This window comes from Stenotrophomonas sp. 59, from assembly GCF_030291095.1.
In the GTDB taxonomy this organism is placed as follows: Bacteria; Pseudomonadota; Gammaproteobacteria; order Xanthomonadales; family Xanthomonadaceae; genus Stenotrophomonas; species Stenotrophomonas maltophilia_Q.
In genome coordinates this window covers 2,246,330-2,265,057 of the sequence record NZ_CP127408.1, presented here as the reverse complement: position 1 = coordinate 2,265,057, position 18,728 = coordinate 2,246,330, and the positions used below count along the sequence as shown (strand labels likewise).

The following is an 18,728-nucleotide window of genomic DNA, read 5'->3' as shown; positions in this document are numbered from 1 at the left end:
CCGCTCACTTCGCAATAGTGCGGGGGTCCTCGTTGTTCGAGTGGTACATGTCCCCTCCTCCTGCGCCCGCACATCACCTGCCCCGGCGATGGCGCATTGCCATCTACATCCTGCTGGGTTTGTATGTTGCCTACCTCCTGGCCGGCAACATCTTCCTCAACACGCCACTGTTCGACCAGGTCACCAACCGCAAGCCGCACAAGTTCGTGATGTCCACGGGCCCGGCCATCACCTTGCTTCCCGGCCACGTGATCGCCTGGAACGTGCACATGCGCGGCCACGTCAACCACACCGTCTACGTACTGCATGCCGACCGGGCAAGCGCCAGGCTGGCAATCCTGCCGCTGTTCCAGCGCGAAGTACGGGTTCCGCGCCTGCAGGCCACGGGCGTATCGGCCGAGATCAGCCGCGTTGAAGAGGCCATTCCGCCGCCCCCGCGCAGCGACCAGGGTTGGACGCTGCGTTTCGATGCCATCCACAGCGACAGCATCCGCAGCGCCCGTTTCGGCAAACTGCTGATCATCGGCAAGGGCCAGGGCACGGTCGGCTTCGTCAAGCAGCTGCGCGGCGGTCCTTCGGAACTGCTGGATTCAACCGTCACGTTCAAGGGTGCGGACACCAGCTTCGACGGCGTGCAGCTGCTGGGCGACATGAACCTGGCTGCACGCTTCAGCTACCCGCGCCATTACCGGGACCAGGCGCCTGGGCTCGCCAAACTGAAGATCCTGCGTGCCCAGCTGGACGTTGATGCACGCAGCCAGGGCCTGCGCATGGATACGGATGCCACCACCCCGAAGATCTCCAGCGCCCCGGTGCCGGGCCGCCTGCAGCTCTCGGCACACCTGATCGGTGGCCAGCTGCAGGCTGGCGACCACGCGCTCTGGCAGGTGCCGCTCTACCTTGGCGACGGCGCTCCCGACCGCGGCGTGCTGGCCCTTCAGCTCAATGTGGCCAATGACCTGCGCCTGCAGGCGCGCCTGCCACCCCGGCCCGGCTCGGGCAGCGAAGTGGACGCGGACCTGCACATCACGGGCCGTGATATCCCCTTCCAGGATCCGGCCCAACTGTTTGAGCGCAGTTCCGGCACGGTGCGCGGCGAATGGACGTTCACCTCGCTCAACTGGATCCCTGCCCTGTTCGTTCGCAAGCCGTGGCTGCAACTGGACGGCGGCGGCACACTGAAGGCCGACCTGCGGCTGCGCAACGGCGAGCTGAGCGAAGGCAGCACGGTGGACATTCCCTCTGCCGAAGCAGTTGCCGAGGTCGCCGGTGTCCGGCTTGCAGGTGCCGCCAGCGCCCACGGGGAACTGAAGTCAGGCGCTCCAAATCAAGCGCTGCTTTCCGTGCGACTGCCCCGCTTCACCGCACGGCCCAACGATGCCAAGGACGTGCGGCTGTTCGATGGTCGTGATCTGGCGCTGGACCTGACCGGCGACGGTCGCCTGCAGGAGCTGCGCAAGGGGGTGCGTGCGCATCTGAGTTTCAGCGAGGCCACGATTCCGGATCTGTCCGCCTACAACCGCTATCTCGGTTCAAAACAGGTGCGCCTGCTTCGCGGCACCGGCTCACTCAGCGGAGATGCCACCCTCGATACCGATGGCCGCGTTGGCCATGGCACGGCCCGCCTTCAGGGGCGCAACACCAGCGCGAAGGTCGCCGGCCTGGACATGGGGGGCGATGTGGACGTGAATGCAACGCTGCGCCGGGGCGACTTCAATCAGCGTCATTTCGACCTGTCAGGCACCACGGTCGAACTGCGCAACGTGCAGGTGGCCGGCACCGAACGCTCGACCGCGTGGAGAGGTCGCGTGGCCTTCAAGCGCGGCCGCATCGATGCGCAATCGCCCTTCCAGGTGGACGCCACCACCGACCTGACACTCAGCGACGCGCGCCCCTTGCTGGCGTTGTTCGCCGAACGCACGGACTATCCGCGCTGGACCCTGTCGCTGCTGGATTCCGGACAGGTGGATGCACAGGCCTCACTGCGCTGGCGCCCGGGCCATCTGGTGATCGATGGCCTGCAGGCCGAGAATGATCGACTGTCGGTGCGCGCGCGACTGGATCTTCTGGAACAGCGCAAGCGCGGCGACCTCTATCTGCGCTGGGGGCTGTTGGGAGCGGGCATCGAGCTGGATGGCGACCAGCGCCAGTGGCATCTGGCCAAGGCGCGCGAGTGGTTTGACGAGCGCCCTTCCCTGCTGCCTGCAAGCACTGGCGGGTCTTCAGACTGAAAGCTGCGGCGCCTGCATCCAAATGCCGCTTTCATGCGTATGCAGCGGCATACGGAGCATGGAGCAGTATCGGAATGAAGCGCGGTACACAGATTTCCGGGTTTCTGGGCTGGTTGGCGATCACCTTCGCTGCGGCCGCGTTGGGCGCGCGGGCATCTTCAACGGCGGCCACCTTCTATGCCTCGCTTGAGCTGCCCACGTGGGCGCCGCCGGCCGGTGTCTTTGGCCCGGTGTGGACGCTGCTCTATGCTTTGATGGCGGTGGCGGCCTGGCGGGTCTGGCGCGAGCGCGGCTGGCGCGGTGCGCAACCGGCGCTTCTGCTCTATCTGCTGCAACTGGCCGTCAACGCACTGTGGAGCTGGCTGTTCTTCGGCTGGAAGCTTGGCGCCGTCGCGTTCGCTGACATTCTTCTACTGATTGCGCTGGTGTGCGCCACGGTCGTCACATTTGCGCGCGTCAATCGCGTTGCGGCGATATTGCTGCTGCCCTATCTGGCCTGGATCTCGTTTGCCTGCGCGCTGAACTACGCGGTCTGGCAGGCCAACCCCGCGCTGCTGTGACGGCAACGCACACCAATCAGGCCCGGGCAATCGCCTGCGGACGCCACGCCCTCAGCAGGGACGGCTTGAAGGCCTGCTGGCCGCAGCCCGTGGGGCAGCGCACCACTCTGGCAGAAGAATGGCTCACCAGCCCCTGGCCTTCCTCTGCCTTGAACACCGTCTCACAGGAAAGGCAACGAGCCACCAGCGAATACAGATGCAGCAGACGGCCGCTGGCGGGATCCTGCAGGGCATCAACATCCAGCAATTCAAACTGGCAGCTGTCGGGCAGCATGCGATACGGGAGGGGTGGCAGCGTCTGCAGGTTCACGGGCGTGGCAACTGTTGAAGGTAGACCAACCCTAGGTCACCCCCTGTCGAGCCGGTGTGCAGCCCATATGCACCGGCTGCGAAACCTCTACACGCCGGTGGGCGCGGTTCTGCCAGGGTGCCTGTCGATGTCCGTGCCCATCCCAGCCCGCCCTCATGCCGTTCCTCTCAGCCTGATGCTGAAGGAACACGCCCGCAGCACTCACGGCCGCCTCGATCAGCATTTTCTGGAACAGCGCATCTTCGCCTCGCGCGAGCGCTATCTGGGCGTCCTGCACGTGCAGTGGCAGTTCCATGCGAGTCTTGCGCCGCTTTACCAGAACCACCACGGGGGTGCAGTCAGATTATTGCTGATCGAGGCGGACCTGCAGGATCTGGGGGCGTGCGCACCAAAAGCTCAAGGCGCCGGATCAGGTGTTCCCGCTGCGATCCGGTTGATGTCCTTGCACTCCACCGTCGCAGGTGGATGCTCCCGTCCGGCCAGTGCGATCATCGCCTGGCCCACCGCCAGATTGCTGGTGACCAGTGAAGGGACGAGTGCGCCAGCCAGTTTCATCAGCGGTGCGCCACCCCAGTACAAGGGCTTGAGCACCGCGTGGCGCGTGCCGGTTCCCGATACCGGCCGCACGCCGCCCGGGCGCAGCATCACGGTACGCACCGGCATCGTGCGGAGCGCCAGTTCGATTTCGCCCTTGATCCGCAGCGGCATCACCCGGCTCTGCGGGTCCGCGCCGGCGCCGGACACATACAGGAAGCACCCGTCGGGATTCACTGCCGCCCACGCGCGGGCCACGGCCAGTGTGGTGTCCAGCGTCACCCGCCGGTACTCGGCTTCGGCGGTGCCCACCGGAGGTGCGCCCGCGCAATAGAAGCACGCGTTGAAGCCAGCCAGATCGTCACGCTGCTCATCGATGCGCAGGAAATCCGGCACGACCCGCTCGCTGCCCGCACCGTTGAGGCTGCCCGGACGCCGTACCAGCGCGGTCAGGTGGCCGACCTGCGGTGAGCGCTGGCAGGCCAGCGCCACGCCCTGCCCCACCAGCCCGGCGGCGCCGGTCAACAGAACACGCAATGCTTTTACCCTGGCCATCACCGTCTCCTGCCCCGCTAGAGCTTCACGAAGCGCTGGATCTTCCGCGCCAACCAGCCACTGAACACCAGCGGCGCATCCAGCGCCGAAACGCAGATGCACGGCACCCCCGGCGCGGTCACCGGCTGGTGCTCCACGTCCTCATCCAGGTCCGCCACGTCGCCGGGCGCGAACAGCCCCAGCGCATCGTTGTACGAGCCCCGCAGGATCTGGGTCAGCTCGCTACGGCCGTGGCTGTGCATCGGCAGGCACTTGCCCGGGGCGATCTTCAGCATGATCAGCGAAGGCATCTGCTCTGCACGGATGCAGTGCACGCCTGGCGCCATCCAGCGCCAGCGCAGGTCGCTGAGCGACGCACCGAAATACGGGTGAAGCGAAGCAGGGAGATGGTCCGGATCGGCTTCGGGTCGCTCTCTCGAAACGGGTCGCAACGCCACTGCCGAGGCAGGCGCGTCCGCCGCCAGGTGCATCAACATCGCCTCGCGCAACTGCGCGTGGCGTAGATCGCCCGTGGAAGGTTGGGTCTGTTCCAGCAAGGCCGATCCGATCGCCTCGGCCTCGCGCAGGCGCTGGCGACAGTGCGGGCACTGCTCCAGATGGGCACCCGCCACGATGCTCAACGGCGCCGGAAGCGCGCCCGCGGCGTAGCTCATCAGCGTGGATTCGTGCAGATGATGGTGCGGATTCACAGCGCACCTCCCACTTTCGACTGCAGTTGCAGGAACGCACGCCGCAGGTGCGATTTCACCGTGCCCAGCGGCATGCCCAGCGCTTCGGCGATCTCGCTGTGGCTCTTGGCCTCGAAGTAGGACATGCGCACCAGCCGCGCCTGCACCGCGGGCAACTCGTTGATGCGCTGGCGCAACCGGGCCTGGTCGGCGAACTGCTCGGCGCTGCTGCGCTCGACCACGTCCATCGTTGCGGCGTCCTCCACCGCCACCTGCACCTGCATCCAGCTGCGCTCGCGACGCACGCGGTCGATATGCAGGTTGCGGGCGATGCGGTACAGCCAGGTGCTCAGCGCACCCTGCGCGGCATCATAGTCGGCCGCACGCAGCCACAGGCGCAGCAGGCATTCCTGCGCCAGCTCCTCGGCCACCGCCTCGGGCGCGCCCAGCCCGCGCAGATAGACGCACAGGCGCGGCATGAAATGGTCATAGATCCGCATGAAACAGTCGCGGTCGCGCAGCCGCGCGACACCGTCCATGTCACCGGCCCAGTTTTTCGGCTCGCTGCTGGGCTGCTGGGAGCTGGACACGGTGCGTGCGCTGTTGAAGTTGGCGAGGGTGCTGGCGGCGTCAGGGTACATCTGCGTTCGCGGCGGGCGGGTGAAGGTCTCTCCCCTGTACGCGCGGGAATGGCAATTGGATGCAGCCCGCATTGCGCATCCAACCCGCCCCGCCTGCCGTACGACCTGGACCCGCCCTTACGGATGAATGCCATGCGCATCGCCTGGCTGTTGTTGTGCCTGCCCCATGCCGCGCTGGCGGCCCCCATGCTGCGGAGCGAGGGCGTGGCCACGTCCCCGCAGGGTCGGGTCCTCTACCGTGAAGTGCACTGGCGCCGCGATGCGACCGAGGGTGCCGAACGCTGGGTGCTGTACCAGTGCCCGGGGGGGCAGCCGTTCGCCCGCAAGCACCTGCCAGCCAGCACCCGTCCGCAGGCACGCGGCTATTCACTGGAGGACCGGCGCAGTGGCCAGACAGCCGAGATCGAGGCCGTCAGCGGCGCAGTATCGGTCGCCTGGAAGGAGGACGCAGCCAGTCCGCTCCGGCAGCGCAGGCTCGATCTGCCGCAGGACGCGGTGATCGATGCGGGATTCGATGCGGCGGTCCGCCTGCACTGGGCGGCGCTGATGCAGGGCGAGCGCCTCTCGCTGCCGTTCCTGGTGCCCGGGCGACAGCGCTACTTCCCGGTGCAGGTGCGACATACCGGCACCCTGCGCTGGCAAGGCATCGACGCCCAGTCGATCGAGGTCAGCCTCGACACCTGGTATGGCGGCATCGCGCCCCGCCTGTCGCTGGTCTATGCCAGTGCCGACCGGCGCCTGCTGGAATTCAACGGCACCAGCAACCTGCGCGATGCGCGGGGCACCTATCCGCAGGTGACGGTGCGCTTTGGCTCGCCACCCGCGCAACGCCCCACGCCTGAGTGGCAGCAGGCATGGGCGCAGCCACTGGTCGACCGCTGCCCCGTCACGAACACGTGAAGCCGACATTCACTGCAACACGTCGCATCCATTACGCATTCTGCTGCGTAAAGGAAGACACGACACCCGCCGAGATCCGCCATGGCCTCTGTATCGCCCCTCCCCCGTCGACGCTGGCGCCTGCTGCGTACCCTGCAGCGCTGGGTTGATACCGGCGACGCCGCGGACGCCGGCACGGAACAGCCGGGCCGCATCGATTGGCTGCGGGCGGTGCCGTTCGCGCTGATGCACGTGGCCTGCATCGCGGTGATCTGGGTTGGCGTCTCATGGACGGCCGTCATCGTGGCCGCGGTGCTCTACGCGGTGCGCATGTTCGCCATCACCGCGTTCTATCACCGTTACTTCTCGCACCGCACCTTCCAGGCACCGCGCGCCGTGCAGTTCGTGTTCGCGGTGATCGGCGCGTCCAGCGTCCAGCGCGGTCCACTGTGGTGGGCGGCCCACCATCGCCACCATCACCGCCACGCCGACCAGCCACTGGACCCGCACTCGCCGCGCGAAGGCGGCTTCTGGCGCAGCCATATGGGCTGGTTCCTGACCCGTGAAGCCTTCACCACCGACCTGTCGCGGGTGCCGGACCTGGCGCGCTTCCCGGAACTGCGCTGGCTGGACCGTTTCGATACCGCCGTTCCCGTGCTGCTGGCCGTTGGCCTGTATGCATTGGGTGCAGCACTGGAGCACTGGGCGCCGGGCCTGCACACCTCCGGCCCGCAGTTGCTGGTGTGGGGATTCTTCATTTCCACCATCGTGCTGTTCCACGCCACGGTCACCATCAACTCACTGGCCCACCGCTTCGGTCGTCGCCGCTTCGAGACCCGCGACGACAGCCGCAACAACCTCTGGCTGGCCCTGCTGACGTTCGGCGAAGGCTGGCACAACAATCACCATTTCTTCCCCGGCACCGTGCGCCAAGGCTTCCGTTGGTGGGAGATCGACCTGACCTGGTACGGGCTGCGCGTGATGGCGGCGTTCGGGCTGGTCAAGGGACTCAAGCCCATCCCCGAATGGGTGCTGGCCAAGGCGAGGTACTGACATGCGAATCGCCATCATCGGTTCAGGCATCTCGGGGCTGGCCAGCGCCTGGTGGCTGCAGGAACGGCACGACGTGACGCTGTTCGAGGCAAGCGATTACCTGGGCGGGCACACCCATACCCATGACGTGCAGATAGACGGCACGCGCATGGCCGTGGACACCGGCTTCATCGTCTTCAATCCCCAGCACTACCCGCTGCTGACGGCACTGTTCGACGAGCTGGGCGTGGCGTCGCAGCCGACCACGATGAGCTTTTCCATGCACAGCGAGCGCAGCGGCGTGGAGTACAACGCCACCTCGCTGGATGGCTTGTTCTGCCAGCGCCGCAACCTGGTGTCGCCGCGCTTCTGGGGCATGCTGACCGACCTGCGCCGGTTCTACCAGGATGCCCCGCTGTTGCTGGCCGAGGAGGAAGGCCCGACGCTGGGCGAGTACTTGCGCACCCAGCGCTATGGCGAGGCCTTCATTGAAGAGCACCTGCTGCCGATGGCCTCGGCGCTGTGGTCCTCTCCCGCGGCCACCGTGCGGGAGTTCCCGGCCCGCTACCTGGCGCAGTTCATGGCCAACCACCAGATGCTGCAGATGACCGGCCGCCCCTCCTGGCGGGTGGTCACGGGCGGCTCGGCGCGATACGTGGACGCCCTGCGCCGCCGCTGGCGGGTGCATGAGCGCCTGCAGTGCCCGGTCCAGCGGGTGGAACGCATGCCCGGGGGTGCACGCGTGCATAGCGCCGCAGGCGTCGAGGCGTTCGACGAAGTCATCCTGGCCTGCCATAGCGACCAGGCGCTGGCCCTGCTGGGTGATGCCGATCCCGTCGAACGCGAGGTGCTGGGTGCCATCCGCTACCAATCCAACGAAGCGGTATTGCATACCGACGCGTCGCTGCTGCCACGCAACCGCAAGGCCTGGGCCGCCTGGAACGCGCATGTCCCGCGGGATCCGGCCGCGCCCTGCACGGTCAGCTACTGCATGAACCTGCTGCAGGGCCTGCCCGGCAGCACGCCGCTGGTAGTCACCCTCAACCGCAGCGAGGCCATCGATCCGGCCAGGGTGTTGCGCACGCTGCACTATGCACACCCGGTGCACGATCACGCGGCGGTTCGCGCGCAACAGCGCTGGGCGGAGCTGCAGGGCCATCGCCACACCTGGTTCGCAGGCGCCTATTGGGGCTGGGGCTTCCATGAGGATGGCATCCGCAGCGCCCGCCGCGTGGTGGATGCACTGGAGGCCTGCGCACCGCATCGCGAGGTATCGCTACCGGGCGAGGTGGCGGCATGAGCGCCAGCGCACTCTATTTCGGGCAGGTGGTGCATCGCCGGCATCATCCGCATCCGCATGCGTTCCGTTACCCGGTTGCACAACTGCTGCTCGACCTGGATGAACTGGAGAGCGTATTTGTTGAGCGCTGGCTGTGGTCGGTCAATCGCCGCAACCTCGCCGAGTTCCGGCGCAGTGACTATTTCGGCGATCCCGCACAGCCTTTGGCCGATGCCGTGCGCGACCATGCCGCGAAGACGCTCGGTCATCGACCTTCAGGGCCAGTGCGCCTGCTCACCCACCTTCGCTTTGCCGGGCATGTGTTCAACCCGGTCAGCTTCTATTACTGCTATCAGGCCGACGGCAACACGCTGGACTGCATCGTTGCCGAGATCACCAATACTCCCTGGAAGGAACGGCACGCCTATGTGCTGCCGGTCGCTACGGCCACGCACGAAGGTACGTCACTGCGTTGGCAGTTCGACAAACGCTTCCACGTTTCGCCGTTCATGCCGATGGACTGCCGCTATGACTGGCGCTTCAACAGCCCCGATGAGGACCTGCGCGTGCACATGCAGGTCTGGCGCGACGGTATCCGGCAGTTCGATGCCACCCAGACGATGCACCGCCGCCGCCTGGATGGCCGGGGGCTGGCCCGGGTGCTCGCCTGCTATCCACTGATGACCACCCAGGTGGTGGCCGCCATCCACTGGCACGCGCTGCGGCTGTGGCTGAAGCGCAACCCCGTACACGACCACCCCACCCTTGCCGGGAAACCGCAATGAACTCGATGACACCTTCGGTGACCCTGCCGCGCGCCGGCGCGCTGGACGCCTTCCTGCGCCGTCGCCTGCTGGCACAGCTTGCCCCCCTGCGTGACGGCCACCTGTGCGTGCGTGATGCCCTTGGCGAGGTCCGGCTGGGCAACGCCCACGCCGGGCTGCAGGTGACGGTGACCATCGAAGACCCGGCGTTCTACCGGAAGGTCGCTGCACAAGGCAGCGTCGGCGCCGGCGAGAGCTACATCCAGGGTGAATGGCATTGCGATGATCTGGTCGCACTGATACAGCTACTGGTACGCAACCGCGACCTGCTGGACGGCATGGAGCAGGGCCCGGCCCGTGTGGCTGGCTGGCTGCTGCGCGGCTGGAACCGGCTGCACCGCAACAGCCGTGAAGGCAGCCGGCGCAACATCGCCGCCCACTACGACTTGGGCAACGATTTCTTCGCCCTGTTCCTGTCGCCTGACCTGATGTATTCGTCGGCGCTGTTCACCAGCGAATCCGAATCGCTGGAATCCGCCTCTCGGCGCAAGCTGGACCGCATCTGCCAGCAGCTGCAACTCAAGCCGGGTGACCGCGTGGTGGAAATCGGTACCGGCTGGGGTGGCTTCGCGGTGCACGCGGCGCAGCACTATGGCTGCCATGTCACCACCACCACCATCTCCGCCGAGCAGCATGCGCTGGCCGCCGAGCGCGTGCGGGCCGCCGGCCTGCAGGACCGGGTCACGTTACTGATGCAGGACTACCGTGACCTGCAGGGCCAGTTCGACAAGCTGGTTTCGATCGAGATGATCGAAGCGATCGGCGCCGAGTACCTGGACACCTACATGGCCACGCTTCAGCGCTTGCTGAAGCCCGATGGCGTTGCCCTGCTGCAGGCCATCACCATCGAGGATCACCGCTACGAGCAGGCCCGGCGCAGCATCGACTACATCAAGCGCTACGTGTTCCCCGGCAGCTTCATCCCTTCCATCAACGCCATCATGGCGGCCAAGACGCGATCCAGCGACCTGCAGCTGATCGCTCAGAAAGACTTTGGCCATTCCTACGCGCTGACTCTGCGCGCCTGGCGCCAACGCTTCCTCGCGCAGTTGCCTGCGGTGCAGGCGCAGGGGTTCGATGCCCGCTTCTGCCGCCTGTGGGATTTCTACCTGGCCTACTGCGAAGGCGGCTTCCTGGAGCGTTCGATCGGCGTCTCCCATCTGTTGCTGGCGCGCCCGGGCCATCGGCCCGCGGTCGCACCTGGTGAAGGCAACTGAAATGCGCCGGTTCTGGGCCAACCTGATTGGCAACCAGCTGGTCTGGCTATGCGCGGTGGCCGGCGCCGGGCGCGGCTGGCAGTGGCCCGCGTTGCTGGCTGCGTCGCTCTACATCGCCAGCCAGCTGCTGACGTCGGCCCATCCGCGACTGGATCTGCGGCTGCTGGTGCTTGCGTTGGCCTGCGCCTGGCTGGTCGATGCCAGTGCGGCCGCCAGCGGCGCCGTACGCTACGCCGCGGCACCGCTGGGATGGGCGCCGCCGCCCTGGATCATGGCCTTGTGGGCGGCATTTGCCATGACCTTGACCACCTCGATGCGCTTCCTGCAGCGCCTCCCTGCCCTGCCGCCCCTGTTCGGCCTGCTGCTGGCGCCGCTGGCCTACCTGTCGGCCGCGCGTGGATTCGGTGCGGTGCAGTTCAACAGCCCGATGTGGCATGGCGTACTGGTGCTGGGCGCAGGCTGGGCCATTGCGCTTTCCCTGTTGTGCCGGGCCGCCCGTAGCGGCCCGCGTACTACGCCACAACCACCTCTCGCCGGAGCGTCATCATGATCAGCCTGCTCTGGGTGCTGCTGTACGCGGTGCTGGTGATGAGCTGGGGCTGGGCCTGGCAGCGCCGTCACCACAACATCGGCGTTGTGGATGTGCTCTGGGCCAAGAGCGTGGCTGCCGCCGCGCTGATGCTGGCGTTGCTGGGCGATGGCGCGGTGACGCCACGGGTGGCGCTGGCTGTGCTCGGTGGCTTGTGGGGCGGTCGCCTGGCCCTTCATCTCTGGCATCGCGTCCGGCACGAAGAAGAGGACGGGCGCTATCGCTACCTCCGTGCGCACTGGCAGGGACACCAGGGAAAGATCTTCGGGTTCTTCATGGCGCAGGCATTGCTGGTGGTGTTGTTTGCCCTGCCCTTCGTCGCGGTCGCCACCAATCAAACCGCTGGCACGACGCCTTGGGTGCTGGCGGCCGCGCTCGTCTGGCTGCTGAGCGTGGGCGGAGAGGCGCTGGCCGACCGGCAGCTGGCCCGGTTCCGCGCCAACCCGGCGAACAAGGGCCGCACCTGCCGAGACGGCTTCTGGCGGTACTCCCGCCACCCCAACTACTTCTTCGAGTGGCTGCACTGGTTCACCTACGTGCTGCTGGCCGTCGGCTCGCCGCTGTGGTGGCTGGCCTGGCTCGGCCCCGTGCTGATGTATGTATTCCTGCGCTATCTCAGCGGCATCCCGTTCACCGAAAAGCAGGCCCTGCGCAGCCGCGGCGACGACTACCGCGCCTACCAGCGCAGCACGTCGATGTTCTTCCCCTGGTTTCCCCGCCCCTCCAAGGAGCATTCCGCATGAGCGCGATACCGTCACTGAATCCGGCCGGGGAAGCAGAAACCGGGCTGACCGCCTGGGCCGAACGCGGCCTGCTGCCGGATGCCGCGTTGCGTGCCGGCATCCGGCGGCTGTGCGCGCAGCGCCTGCAGGAAGAATCGGAAGGCGGCATCGAAGCGCAGTCCGCGCGTTTCAGTCGCCGCATCGCCGAACTGGCCGACAGCCCGCTCGCCCTGCATACCGATGCGGCCAATCGCCAGCATTACGAAGTGCCCGCGGCGTTCTTCCAGGCCTGCCTGGGCAAGCGACTGAAGTACAGCAGCTGCTACTACACCACCGGGCGCGAAACGCTGGACCAGGCTGAAGAAGCGATGCTGGAACTGTACGGCCAGCGCGCTGGCCTGGCCGATGGGCAGCACATCCTCGAACTGGGCTGTGGCTGGGGCTCGCTGACGCTGTGGATGGCCGAGCGCTACCCGCGCGCAACGATCACCGCCGTGTCCAACTCGCACAGCCAGCGCGATCACATCATGGCCCAGTGCCAGGCGCGCGGACTGCTCAATGTGGAAGTGCTCACCCGTGACGTGAACCAGCTGGAACTGCCCTGGGCGCAGTTTGATCGCTGCGTTTCGGTCGAGATGTTCGAGCATGTGCGCAACTACGAGCGCCTGCTGGCGCGCATCGCGCAGTGGCTGAAGCCGGACGGTGCGCTGTTCGTGCACATCTTCGCCCATCGCACGCTGATGTATCCATTTGAGACCCGGGGCGGCGACAACTGGATGGGCCGCCACTTCTTCACCGGCGGCCTGATGCCCGCCGCCGATACCCTGCTGCATTTCCAGCGCGACCTGCGGCTCGATCAGCGCTGGTTGCTGGACGGCACTCACTACCAGCGCACTGCGGAACACTGGCTGGCCAATCAGGACGCTGCACGCGACCAGGTGATGCCGGTGCTGGCGGCGACCTATGGACCGGCGGCCGCGCGGATCTGGTGGCAGCGCTGGCGGATGTTCTGGATGGCGTGTGCCGAACTGTTCGGTTACGACGACGGCCAGCAATGGCTGGTGGCCCATTACCTGTTCCGTCCCCGCTGAGGTGTGACATGCGCATGTTCCCGCTGCTTCCGCTGATCGCGGTCGGCCTGTTCGGCTCAGGCTGCTCCTCCAGCGACACCCGGCCACTTCCGCAGGCACCTTCGGTGGATGTGCCCCGCTTCATGGGCGACTGGTACGTGATCGCCCATATCCCGTCCTGGCCCGAACGCGACGCCTACGATGCAGTGGAAAGCTATGCCTTGAAGCCCGATGGGCGCATCCAGACCACCTTCACCTATCGCAAGGGCAGCTTCGATGCCCCGCAGAGGTCGATGCACCCCATCGGCCATGTCGAAGAGGAAGGCCATGGCGCGGTATGGGGCATGCAGTTCATCTGGCCGATCCAGGCCGAGTACATCATCGCCTGGCTGGATGACGGCTACCGCCAGACCATCGTGGCGCGCAGCAAGCGCGACTATGTCTGGTACATGGCACGTACGCCGCAGGTGTCCGACGGCGACTACCAGAAAGCCGTGCAGCGCATCGCCGAAATGGGCTACGACATCCGCCGGCTGAGGCGCGTGCCGCAATCCATCCGGTAGTGCGTGGCAACAACGACCCGATTGCGTCCTGCGTCATGCATCACCCGGCAGAGGATGCCAGAATTGCCGGACAGACCTGAGCCGGGGATCAGCACGATGGGCAGCCACGCAGAGGCGACATGGAACGGGCTTGAAGTGCGGCAGATCCGTGCGAGCGACCTGGATGTGATCTGCGCCCACCGCGAAGCCATGTTCCGCGAGAGTGGGCGGACCGAGGAGGTCCTGCGGGCGATGGCGGCTCCTTTCCTTGCCTGGCTGGCGCCGCGCCTGGCCTCGGGCGAGTACTTCGGCCATGTCCTTGCAGACCACGGCAGGACCATCGCCGGCATTGGCCTGATGCTGATCGACTGGCCACCCCACCCTGCCCATCCGGAGCAGGGCTACCGCGGCTACGTCCTCAACGTGTACGTGGAACCGGAGTACCGCCGCCGGGGCATCGCCCGGAAGCTGATGACCCTGGCCGACGACGCCTTCGCCGAACGTGGCGCCACTTACGCGGTCCTGCATGCCACCGCGCAGGGGAAGCCGCTGTACGCTGACCTTGGCTGGGCCGGAACCAGCGAGATGGCGCGCAGCCTGCACGGCAACGATCAGACGCCATGAAGTCGATCCCGGTGGGCGCGGATCGGCGCCGTGCTGCCCCGGATGTTTCCCGATGACATCCGCACCAGGCGCCATCTCGCTTGCGGAAACGGATTGCCCCCGGCCCGGCAATCCATACCGTCAATGGATAGTCCAGAATCGATGGATGCAGCACATCGACTCTTAGGAATAATCGCAAAAATCAAGCAATTTCGATGTTCGACGCGACAGCAGCGCCAGAATGATCATCACGCCCCACGGGCGCCGATCACCTCCCAGCGCATGAATGGATTTCCTGCACCGCGTCGGCTGCGGCTGGCGCTCCTGGACGACCATGAAGTCGTTCGTCGTGGTACCGCCCTGCACCTGTCCGGCGATGACCGTTTCAGCATCGTCGCCAGCCATGCGTGCAGCGACGAATTCATCGGCAGCCTGCGGAAGATGTCCGTGGACGTCGCAATCATCGACCTTGCACTGGGCCGCGAAGACCGCAGTGCCACAGAACTGGTGAGCCTGCTGCGTGACTGCTTTGCTCGCGTGCCTCTGCTCGCCTTCGCCACCCTCTCGCCCACCACGCACGTCAGCCAGCTGATTGCCAGCGGCATCAGTGGCATTGTCAGCAAGGCCGAACCGCTGGCAATGCTTTCGGATGCCATCGTGCGGGTGTCGCAGGGGCTGTCACGACTACCTCCCGATTGCACGCTGCCGGCAGCCTTCGACGAACTCAGCCGCAACGAGCGTGAAGTGCTCGATCTACTGCTCGCAGGCCTGACCGTCTCCGAGATTGCGCTTCAACGCCATCGCAGCATAAAGACGATCAGCACGCAGAAGACCGCGGCCCTGCGAAAGCTCGGGCTGCGCAACGATGCCGAGATCTACGCCATGCGACGACAGCTGGAGGTGATGTGAGAACGGCCAGCCGATTGCAACGGCACATGCCGGCCCTGCTGCTGGCGCTGCTTCTGTTGCCTGTGGCGTCCGCGGAAGACGCGCCAACCCGGCCATGGGAGTCGGGGCGCGAGGTCCGGGTGGCCACCGCACCCGCCCTGCGCCAGATGCCCGCCGCCCTCGCCGATTCGGCGCCGATGCCGAGCCTCGCCCATGGCTATGCCAGCCTTGTGGAACGACACGCACGGCTGCGTTTCCTGGAGCAGGCCTACCCCAGTGGCAGCGCCTCTGTTGTCGCGGTCTGCCAGCACAAGGCCGATCTGGTGCTGGTGATGGGGCGATCCCGCCAGCAGCCACGTCCCTGCCCAGGACTGCTGGAGTCGGTCGCGTTTCCCGGAGGAAGAACCATGCTGGCCGGGCGCGCCGGCCAGCCCCTGCCGCACGATATTGCGGAATTGGGAACGAGGGTACTGGCCGTCGTCGAAGGCGGACCCTACGCCGATTGGCTTGCGCTGCACCATCCGCGCATCCAGCGGCTGCACCTGGCCGACCGCCATGCCGCGCTGGCGGCGGTCGAGAGTGGCATCGCCGACGTCGCGATCGGCCTGGAAACGACCTTGCGGCCCCTGATCCGGCATCACTTCCGCGGGCAACTGCAGCTTCAGCGGTTCGACAGCGACTTTTCCACCGACCTGCACCTGCTTACGCGCGACGAGGACCGGCAACTGCTGCTGCGCATCGAGCAGGGCCTGCGCGACATCACGCTGGAAGAGCATGCCAGCCTGTTGCAGGCGTGGGCCCAGCAGGCAGTGCCCGCGACCATCGAGCGCGCGTTGGACTGGATGCGCGCGCCCTCTTCGCCCTGGCTGCTCACCCTGCTTGCCACACTGGCCGGCATCCCCCTGCTGTGGCGCGCGGTGCACAGCCACCGGGCCCGCAAGGGTCGGAGCCAAGCGCGCGCGGTCGGCATGATCAGCCACGAGATGCGCAATGCTGCGCAGACCGTGCTCGCCTCGATCGACTTGCTCGGCCAGTCTCCATCGCCCAGGCGGCAGCGCGAACTACTCGCGGCCGCGCATGTGGCTGGGCATTCGCTGCGCGGCCTGCTCAATCGATCGCTGGAATTCTCACGATTGGCCAGCGGAACCTACAGGCCCCAGGCACAACCGTGCGACATTGCCCGACTCTGCCGTCAATCACTGGATGCCCTGCGGCCACACGCGCGACAGAAGGGCTTGGCGCTTCGCTTCGAGTGCCAGCCCGACCCCGCCCCGGCTGTTGCACTTGATCGGGAGGGGTTTCGCCAGATTGTCGACAACCTGCTTGGCAATGCGCTGAAGTTCACCGATATCGGCGGCATCGAGCTGCGCCTGAAATTGACACCGGCCGACCATCCTCAGGAGCTGCTGCTGGACGTGATCGACAGCGGCATCGGCATCCCGGCCAGGCAGATGGCCCTGCTGTTCCGCCCATTCGAACAGTGTGAAGGCGGGCAGGCGCGCGGCGGCAGCGGGCTGGGCCTGATGATCGCGCATGAACTCAGCCAGGCGATGGGCGGCAATCTGTCCGCGCACAGCGTGCATGGGCGTGGTAGTCGCTTCACTCTGCGCCTGCCGGTGCGGGCAGTCAGCAAAAGGGAGGCGTCCGTCGGCATGCTCGAAAACGACACACCACTGGCTGGATTCGACCTGCTGCTGGTCGAGGATCATGCGCTCAATCGCCGGATCATCGGCGAGCAGCTGCGACGGCTGGGCGCCGACGTGCGTACGCTTGCCGACGCCGCCAGCGCGCTCGCCGAGCAGGCCGCACAACCGCGCAGCGTGGTGCTGCTCGACATCGGGCTGCAGGACATGGACGGCTACGCATTGGCCACACAGCTGCGCCGTCAGGCACAACAGCCATTGCGACTGATTGCGCTATCAGCAAGGAAGGGGCCTCGGCACGCAATGCGCGCCCGCAAGGCTGGCTTCGATGCCAGCCTGGCCAAGCCGTTGCAGGTTGCGGACCTGCTGCTGGCACTGGACCTGCCCATTGACGGCTACACCGAGCGGTCCGTAGCCCCTGCCTGCCGGGATCTGACCTATCGGGAAGACATCCGCCACGAACTGGCGCAGATTGAACAGGCCGTGGAAGCCGCTGATGCAACCTCCCTCTGCCACCATGCCCATCGCCTGCAGGGCGCGCTGCAGATGTGCGGCGCCGCCGCGCAGGCCGACACTGCGGCCGACCTGTGGGACCTGGCTGGCGAGCCCACGCCCGACTGGGCCGATGCGCGACGCCTGTTGCGAGTCCTTCAGCAATGGCATGGCTCCCGCACTGCGGAAGCCATGCCCAGGGCCTGATCAGGCCGCCAGACGCTCGACCTGGCGACGGGTCAGGTCGTTGAAGCGACCCAGCGACATCAGGTGCTGGTGGATCAGGGCCAGCCACCCGCTGCGGTGCCACTCGACCACGGTCGCTTCCGGCAGCGCGACGAACTTCTCGACGTCGACGACCTGGAAGCCATTGAGGTTGAACTCACGGCCATCCGGGGTACGCACGGTGGCATTGCGCTCGACCAGCAGGCCGTTGTCGATCAGGGCCTTGGAGAAGGCCTGGGTCTGTTCGTGCTCACGGGTGAACTGGCCACAGAACTCCAGCGCCTGCTGCACCATGTCGGTGGCCTTGCCGTCGACGAACAGCGGCTGGCCTTCGTCACCGCCCTTGACCACGCGCGAGCTCTCTTCGTCGATGCCCAGCAGGAAGTCATTGTCCGAGCCGGTGTCGATGAAGATGAAGGGGTGGCGACGCAGGTAGGCCGGGATATAGGCCTCGTCTTCCCACAGGCCGCCCTTGATGAACAGGTTCTGGTCGGACACGCCAACGGCGGCCATCGGCACTGCGGTCGGGCCAGCGAACAGGATCGGGAAGTGGTGCAGCGCCAGCGAGAACTCGCCGAGCACCAGCGGAATGGCGTTGTTGCCCGCGGCAAACTCGAGCCTGCCCGGCAGGATGCGCAGGTCGGCGTGCACATCGGCCTGCAGCGGCACCGGACGGGTGTAGAACAGGGGGGCGTTGCTCGGCGCCGCTTCGGTGGTGGTGTCGCTGGTGGTGGTCATCTTGGGAACCGTTCGATCATGCGCGCCTGCCATCCCGGGCGCGCCAGCGGGAACAACCTGAATCCCGCATTATCAACAAGCTCGATGACAACGGCCACCCCATAGACGGCCTATTTCAGCTGCAGGGGGTATCGCTGCCAGAGCACATGGACCAGAAAACCGGCCAGCTCGGTGTCGCGGGCGCTGACCGCCGCGCGGATCTTGTCCAGCAGCACCATGTCCGAGCAGGAGCGCACATCGGCATGGTTGGCCTGCCCCGCCCGCCGCGCGCGATAGCGTGCGGCCCGCTGCGCATCACTCATGGCGTACCCGAACTTGGGCGGACGACCGCGCTTTCGCGGCAGGGTCAGCTCCAGGGTTCCGGGGTCTTTGTCATCACGCATGAGAGGGGTGCGGGCGGCGGCGAGCAACGGGGGGTGCGCAATTTATCGTGAGGCATCACTTTAATCCAGCTTTTTCTGCAGTTTTGTTGCAGCGCAGTGCAAA

At 66.5% G+C, this 18,728-nt stretch carries 21 protein-coding genes; 14 read left to right on the top strand and 7 right to left on the bottom strand.

The window, feature by feature from the left end:
• The first annotated feature begins 47 nt into the window (after positions 1–47).
• Positions 48–2,231, top strand: a complete 2,184-nt coding sequence (locus QP552_RS10550; protein WP_286075849.1) for a hypothetical protein — start codon at positions 48–50, stop codon at positions 2,229–2,231.
• A gap of 74 nt (positions 2,232–2,305) precedes the next feature.
• On the top strand, positions 2,306–2,791 hold the full coding sequence (locus QP552_RS10545; RefSeq protein WP_286075848.1) for a TspO/MBR family protein: 486 nt from the start codon (positions 2,306–2,308) through the stop codon (positions 2,789–2,791).
• 16 nt (positions 2,792–2,807) lie between these two features.
• Here QP552_RS10545 and QP552_RS10540 read toward each other — a convergent pair whose 3' ends face one another.
• From QP552_RS10540 to QP552_RS10520, 5 genes are all read right to left on the bottom strand, one after another.
• Complete coding sequence (locus QP552_RS10540; protein ID WP_106548532.1) at positions 2,808–3,101, bottom strand: hypothetical protein; 294 nt, start codon at positions 3,099–3,101, stop codon at positions 2,808–2,810.
• Positions 3,102–3,132: 31 nt separating this feature from the next.
• Positions 3,133–3,396 carry a hypothetical protein gene (locus QP552_RS10535; RefSeq protein WP_146146947.1) on the bottom strand — a complete coding sequence of 88 codons (264 nt, stop codon included), beginning with the start codon at positions 3,394–3,396 and terminating at the stop codon, positions 3,133–3,135.
• Positions 3,397–3,497: 101 nt separating this feature from the next.
• Positions 3,498–4,190 carry an oxidoreductase gene (locus tag QP552_RS10530; RefSeq protein ID WP_286075847.1) on the bottom strand — a complete coding sequence of 231 codons (693 nt, stop codon included), beginning with the start codon at positions 4,188–4,190 and terminating at the stop codon, positions 3,498–3,500.
• Positions 4,191–4,207: 17 nt separating this feature from the next.
• On the bottom strand, positions 4,208–4,879 hold the full coding sequence (locus QP552_RS10525; RefSeq protein WP_286075846.1) for a ChrR family anti-sigma-E factor: 672 nt from the start codon (positions 4,877–4,879) through the stop codon (positions 4,208–4,210).
• Positions 4,876–5,499, bottom strand: coding sequence for a sigma-70 family RNA polymerase sigma factor (locus QP552_RS10520; RefSeq protein WP_106548536.1), 624 nt, complete (start codon positions 5,497–5,499; stop codon positions 4,876–4,878). The genes QP552_RS10525 and QP552_RS10520 overlap by 4 nt, the downstream gene beginning before the upstream one ends.
• 132 nt (positions 5,500–5,631) lie before the next feature.
• On the opposite strand from QP552_RS10520, the gene QP552_RS10515 reads away from it, so the two are divergent.
• The 12 genes from QP552_RS10515 to QP552_RS10460 all read left to right on the top strand — a co-directional run bounded on the left by QP552_RS10515 (position 5,632) and on the right by QP552_RS10460 (position 17,486).
• The gene (locus QP552_RS10515) at positions 5,632–6,399 is read left to right on the top strand and encodes a hypothetical protein (protein WP_286075845.1); all 768 of its coding nucleotides are present in this window, start codon (positions 5,632–5,634) and stop codon (positions 6,397–6,399) included.
• A gap of 81 nt (positions 6,400–6,480) precedes the next feature.
• Positions 6,481–7,431 carry an acyl-CoA desaturase gene (locus tag QP552_RS10510; protein ID WP_286075844.1) on the top strand — a complete coding sequence of 317 codons (951 nt, stop codon included), beginning with the start codon at positions 6,481–6,483 and terminating at the stop codon, positions 7,429–7,431.
• A gap of 1 nt (position 7,432) precedes the next feature.
• A complete protein-coding gene (locus tag QP552_RS10505; protein WP_286075843.1) occupies positions 7,433–8,710 on the top strand; it encodes an FAD-dependent oxidoreductase in 1,278 nt (425 codons plus the stop codon).
• Positions 8,707–9,474, top strand: a complete 768-nt coding sequence (locus tag QP552_RS10500) for a DUF1365 domain-containing protein (RefSeq protein ID WP_286075842.1) — start codon at positions 8,707–8,709, stop codon at positions 9,472–9,474. Before QP552_RS10505 ends, QP552_RS10500 begins: the two co-directional genes overlap by 4 nt.
• Positions 9,471–10,730 carry a cyclopropane-fatty-acyl-phospholipid synthase family protein gene (locus QP552_RS10495; protein WP_286075841.1) on the top strand — a complete coding sequence of 420 codons (1,260 nt, stop codon included), beginning with the start codon at positions 9,471–9,473 and terminating at the stop codon, positions 10,728–10,730. Before QP552_RS10500 ends, QP552_RS10495 begins: the two co-directional genes overlap by 4 nt.
• A gap of 1 nt (position 10,731) precedes the next feature.
• Positions 10,732–11,280 carry a DUF2878 domain-containing protein gene (locus QP552_RS10490; RefSeq protein WP_286075840.1) on the top strand — a complete coding sequence of 183 codons (549 nt, stop codon included), beginning with the start codon at positions 10,732–10,734 and terminating at the stop codon, positions 11,278–11,280.
• The gene (locus QP552_RS10485; protein ID WP_286075839.1) at positions 11,277–12,062 is read left to right on the top strand and encodes a DUF1295 domain-containing protein; all 786 of its coding nucleotides are present in this window, start codon (positions 11,277–11,279) and stop codon (positions 12,060–12,062) included. The genes QP552_RS10490 and QP552_RS10485 overlap by 4 nt, the downstream gene beginning before the upstream one ends.
• On the top strand, positions 12,059–13,132 hold the full coding sequence (locus tag QP552_RS10480) for a cyclopropane-fatty-acyl-phospholipid synthase family protein (RefSeq protein ID WP_286075838.1): 1,074 nt from the start codon (positions 12,059–12,061) through the stop codon (positions 13,130–13,132). The genes QP552_RS10485 and QP552_RS10480 overlap by 4 nt, the downstream gene beginning before the upstream one ends.
• Positions 13,133–13,140: 8 nt before the next feature.
• Positions 13,141–13,674, top strand: a complete 534-nt coding sequence (locus QP552_RS10475; protein WP_286075837.1) for a lipocalin family protein — start codon at positions 13,141–13,143, stop codon at positions 13,672–13,674.
• A 96-nt stretch (positions 13,675–13,770) separates the two neighbouring features.
• On the top strand, positions 13,771–14,277 hold the full coding sequence (locus QP552_RS10470) for a GNAT family N-acetyltransferase (RefSeq protein WP_286075836.1): 507 nt from the start codon (positions 13,771–13,773) through the stop codon (positions 14,275–14,277).
• Positions 14,278–14,418: 141 nt separating this feature from the next.
• Complete coding sequence (locus tag QP552_RS10465) at positions 14,419–15,165, top strand: response regulator transcription factor (protein WP_258394032.1); 747 nt, start codon at positions 14,419–14,421, stop codon at positions 15,163–15,165.
• 26 nt (positions 15,166–15,191) lie between these two features.
• On the top strand, positions 15,192–17,486 hold the full coding sequence (locus QP552_RS10460; RefSeq protein WP_111112626.1) for an ATP-binding protein: 2,295 nt from the start codon (positions 15,192–15,194) through the stop codon (positions 17,484–17,486).
• On the opposite strand, the gene QP552_RS10455 is transcribed toward QP552_RS10460, so the two are convergent.
• Both QP552_RS10455 and QP552_RS10450 read right to left on the bottom strand, forming a co-directional pair.
• Complete coding sequence (locus QP552_RS10455; protein WP_286075835.1) at positions 17,487–18,242, bottom strand: SapC family protein; 756 nt, start codon at positions 18,240–18,242, stop codon at positions 17,487–17,489.
• A gap of 110 nt (positions 18,243–18,352) precedes the next feature.
• Positions 18,353–18,625 (bottom strand): hypothetical protein, encoded by a 273-nt coding sequence (locus QP552_RS10450; protein ID WP_005409616.1) that lies wholly within the window; start codon positions 18,623–18,625, stop codon positions 18,353–18,355.
• Positions 18,626–18,728: the final 103 nt, after the last annotated feature.

Excerpts from the sequence above, each read along its gene's own strand:
- QP552_RS10515 (WP_286075845.1), top strand. The coding sequence starts at position 5,632 with ATGCGCATCGCCTGGCTGTTGTTGTGCCTGCCCCATGCCGCGCTGGCG.
- QP552_RS10510 (WP_286075844.1), top strand. The coding sequence starts at position 6,481 with ATGGCCTCTGTATCGCCCCTCCCCCGTCGACGCTGGCGCCTGCTGCGT.
- QP552_RS10490 (WP_286075840.1), top strand. The coding sequence starts at position 10,732 with ATGCGCCGGTTCTGGGCCAACCTGATTGGCAACCAGCTGGTCTGGCTA.
- QP552_RS10545 (WP_286075848.1), top strand. The coding sequence starts at position 2,306 with ATGAAGCGCGGTACACAGATTTCCGGGTTTCTGGGCTGGTTGGCGATC.
- QP552_RS10505 (WP_286075843.1), top strand. The coding sequence starts at position 7,433 with ATGCGAATCGCCATCATCGGTTCAGGCATCTCGGGGCTGGCCAGCGCC.
- QP552_RS10465 (WP_258394032.1), top strand. The coding sequence starts at position 14,419 with ATGGATGCAGCACATCGACTCTTAGGAATAATCGCAAAAATCAAGCAA.
- QP552_RS10500 (WP_286075842.1), top strand. The coding sequence starts at position 8,707 with ATGAGCGCCAGCGCACTCTATTTCGGGCAGGTGGTGCATCGCCGGCAT.
- QP552_RS10520 (WP_106548536.1), bottom strand. The coding sequence starts at position 5,499 with ATGTACCCTGACGCCGCCAGCACCCTCGCCAACTTCAACAGCGCACGC.
- QP552_RS10535 (WP_146146947.1), bottom strand. The coding sequence starts at position 3,396 with ATGGAACTGCCACTGCACGTGCAGGACGCCCAGATAGCGCTCGCGCGA.
- QP552_RS10470 (WP_286075836.1), top strand. The coding sequence starts at position 13,771 with ATGGGCAGCCACGCAGAGGCGACATGGAACGGGCTTGAAGTGCGGCAG.
- QP552_RS10550 (WP_286075849.1), top strand. The coding sequence starts at position 48 with ATGTCCCCTCCTCCTGCGCCCGCACATCACCTGCCCCGGCGATGGCGC.
- QP552_RS10475 (WP_286075837.1), top strand. The coding sequence starts at position 13,141 with ATGCGCATGTTCCCGCTGCTTCCGCTGATCGCGGTCGGCCTGTTCGGC.
- QP552_RS10480 (WP_286075838.1), top strand. The coding sequence starts at position 12,059 with ATGAGCGCGATACCGTCACTGAATCCGGCCGGGGAAGCAGAAACCGGG.
- QP552_RS10495 (WP_286075841.1), top strand. The coding sequence starts at position 9,471 with ATGAACTCGATGACACCTTCGGTGACCCTGCCGCGCGCCGGCGCGCTG.
- QP552_RS10455 (WP_286075835.1), bottom strand. The coding sequence starts at position 18,242 with ATGACCACCACCAGCGACACCACCACCGAAGCGGCGCCGAGCAACGCC.
- QP552_RS10460 (WP_111112626.1), top strand. The coding sequence starts at position 15,192 with ATGCCGGCCCTGCTGCTGGCGCTGCTTCTGTTGCCTGTGGCGTCCGCG.
- QP552_RS10450 (WP_005409616.1), bottom strand. The coding sequence starts at position 18,625 with ATGCGTGATGACAAAGACCCCGGAACCCTGGAGCTGACCCTGCCGCGA.
- QP552_RS10530 (WP_286075847.1), bottom strand. The coding sequence starts at position 4,190 with ATGGCCAGGGTAAAAGCATTGCGTGTTCTGTTGACCGGCGCCGCCGGG.
- QP552_RS10485 (WP_286075839.1), top strand. The coding sequence starts at position 11,277 with ATGATCAGCCTGCTCTGGGTGCTGCTGTACGCGGTGCTGGTGATGAGC.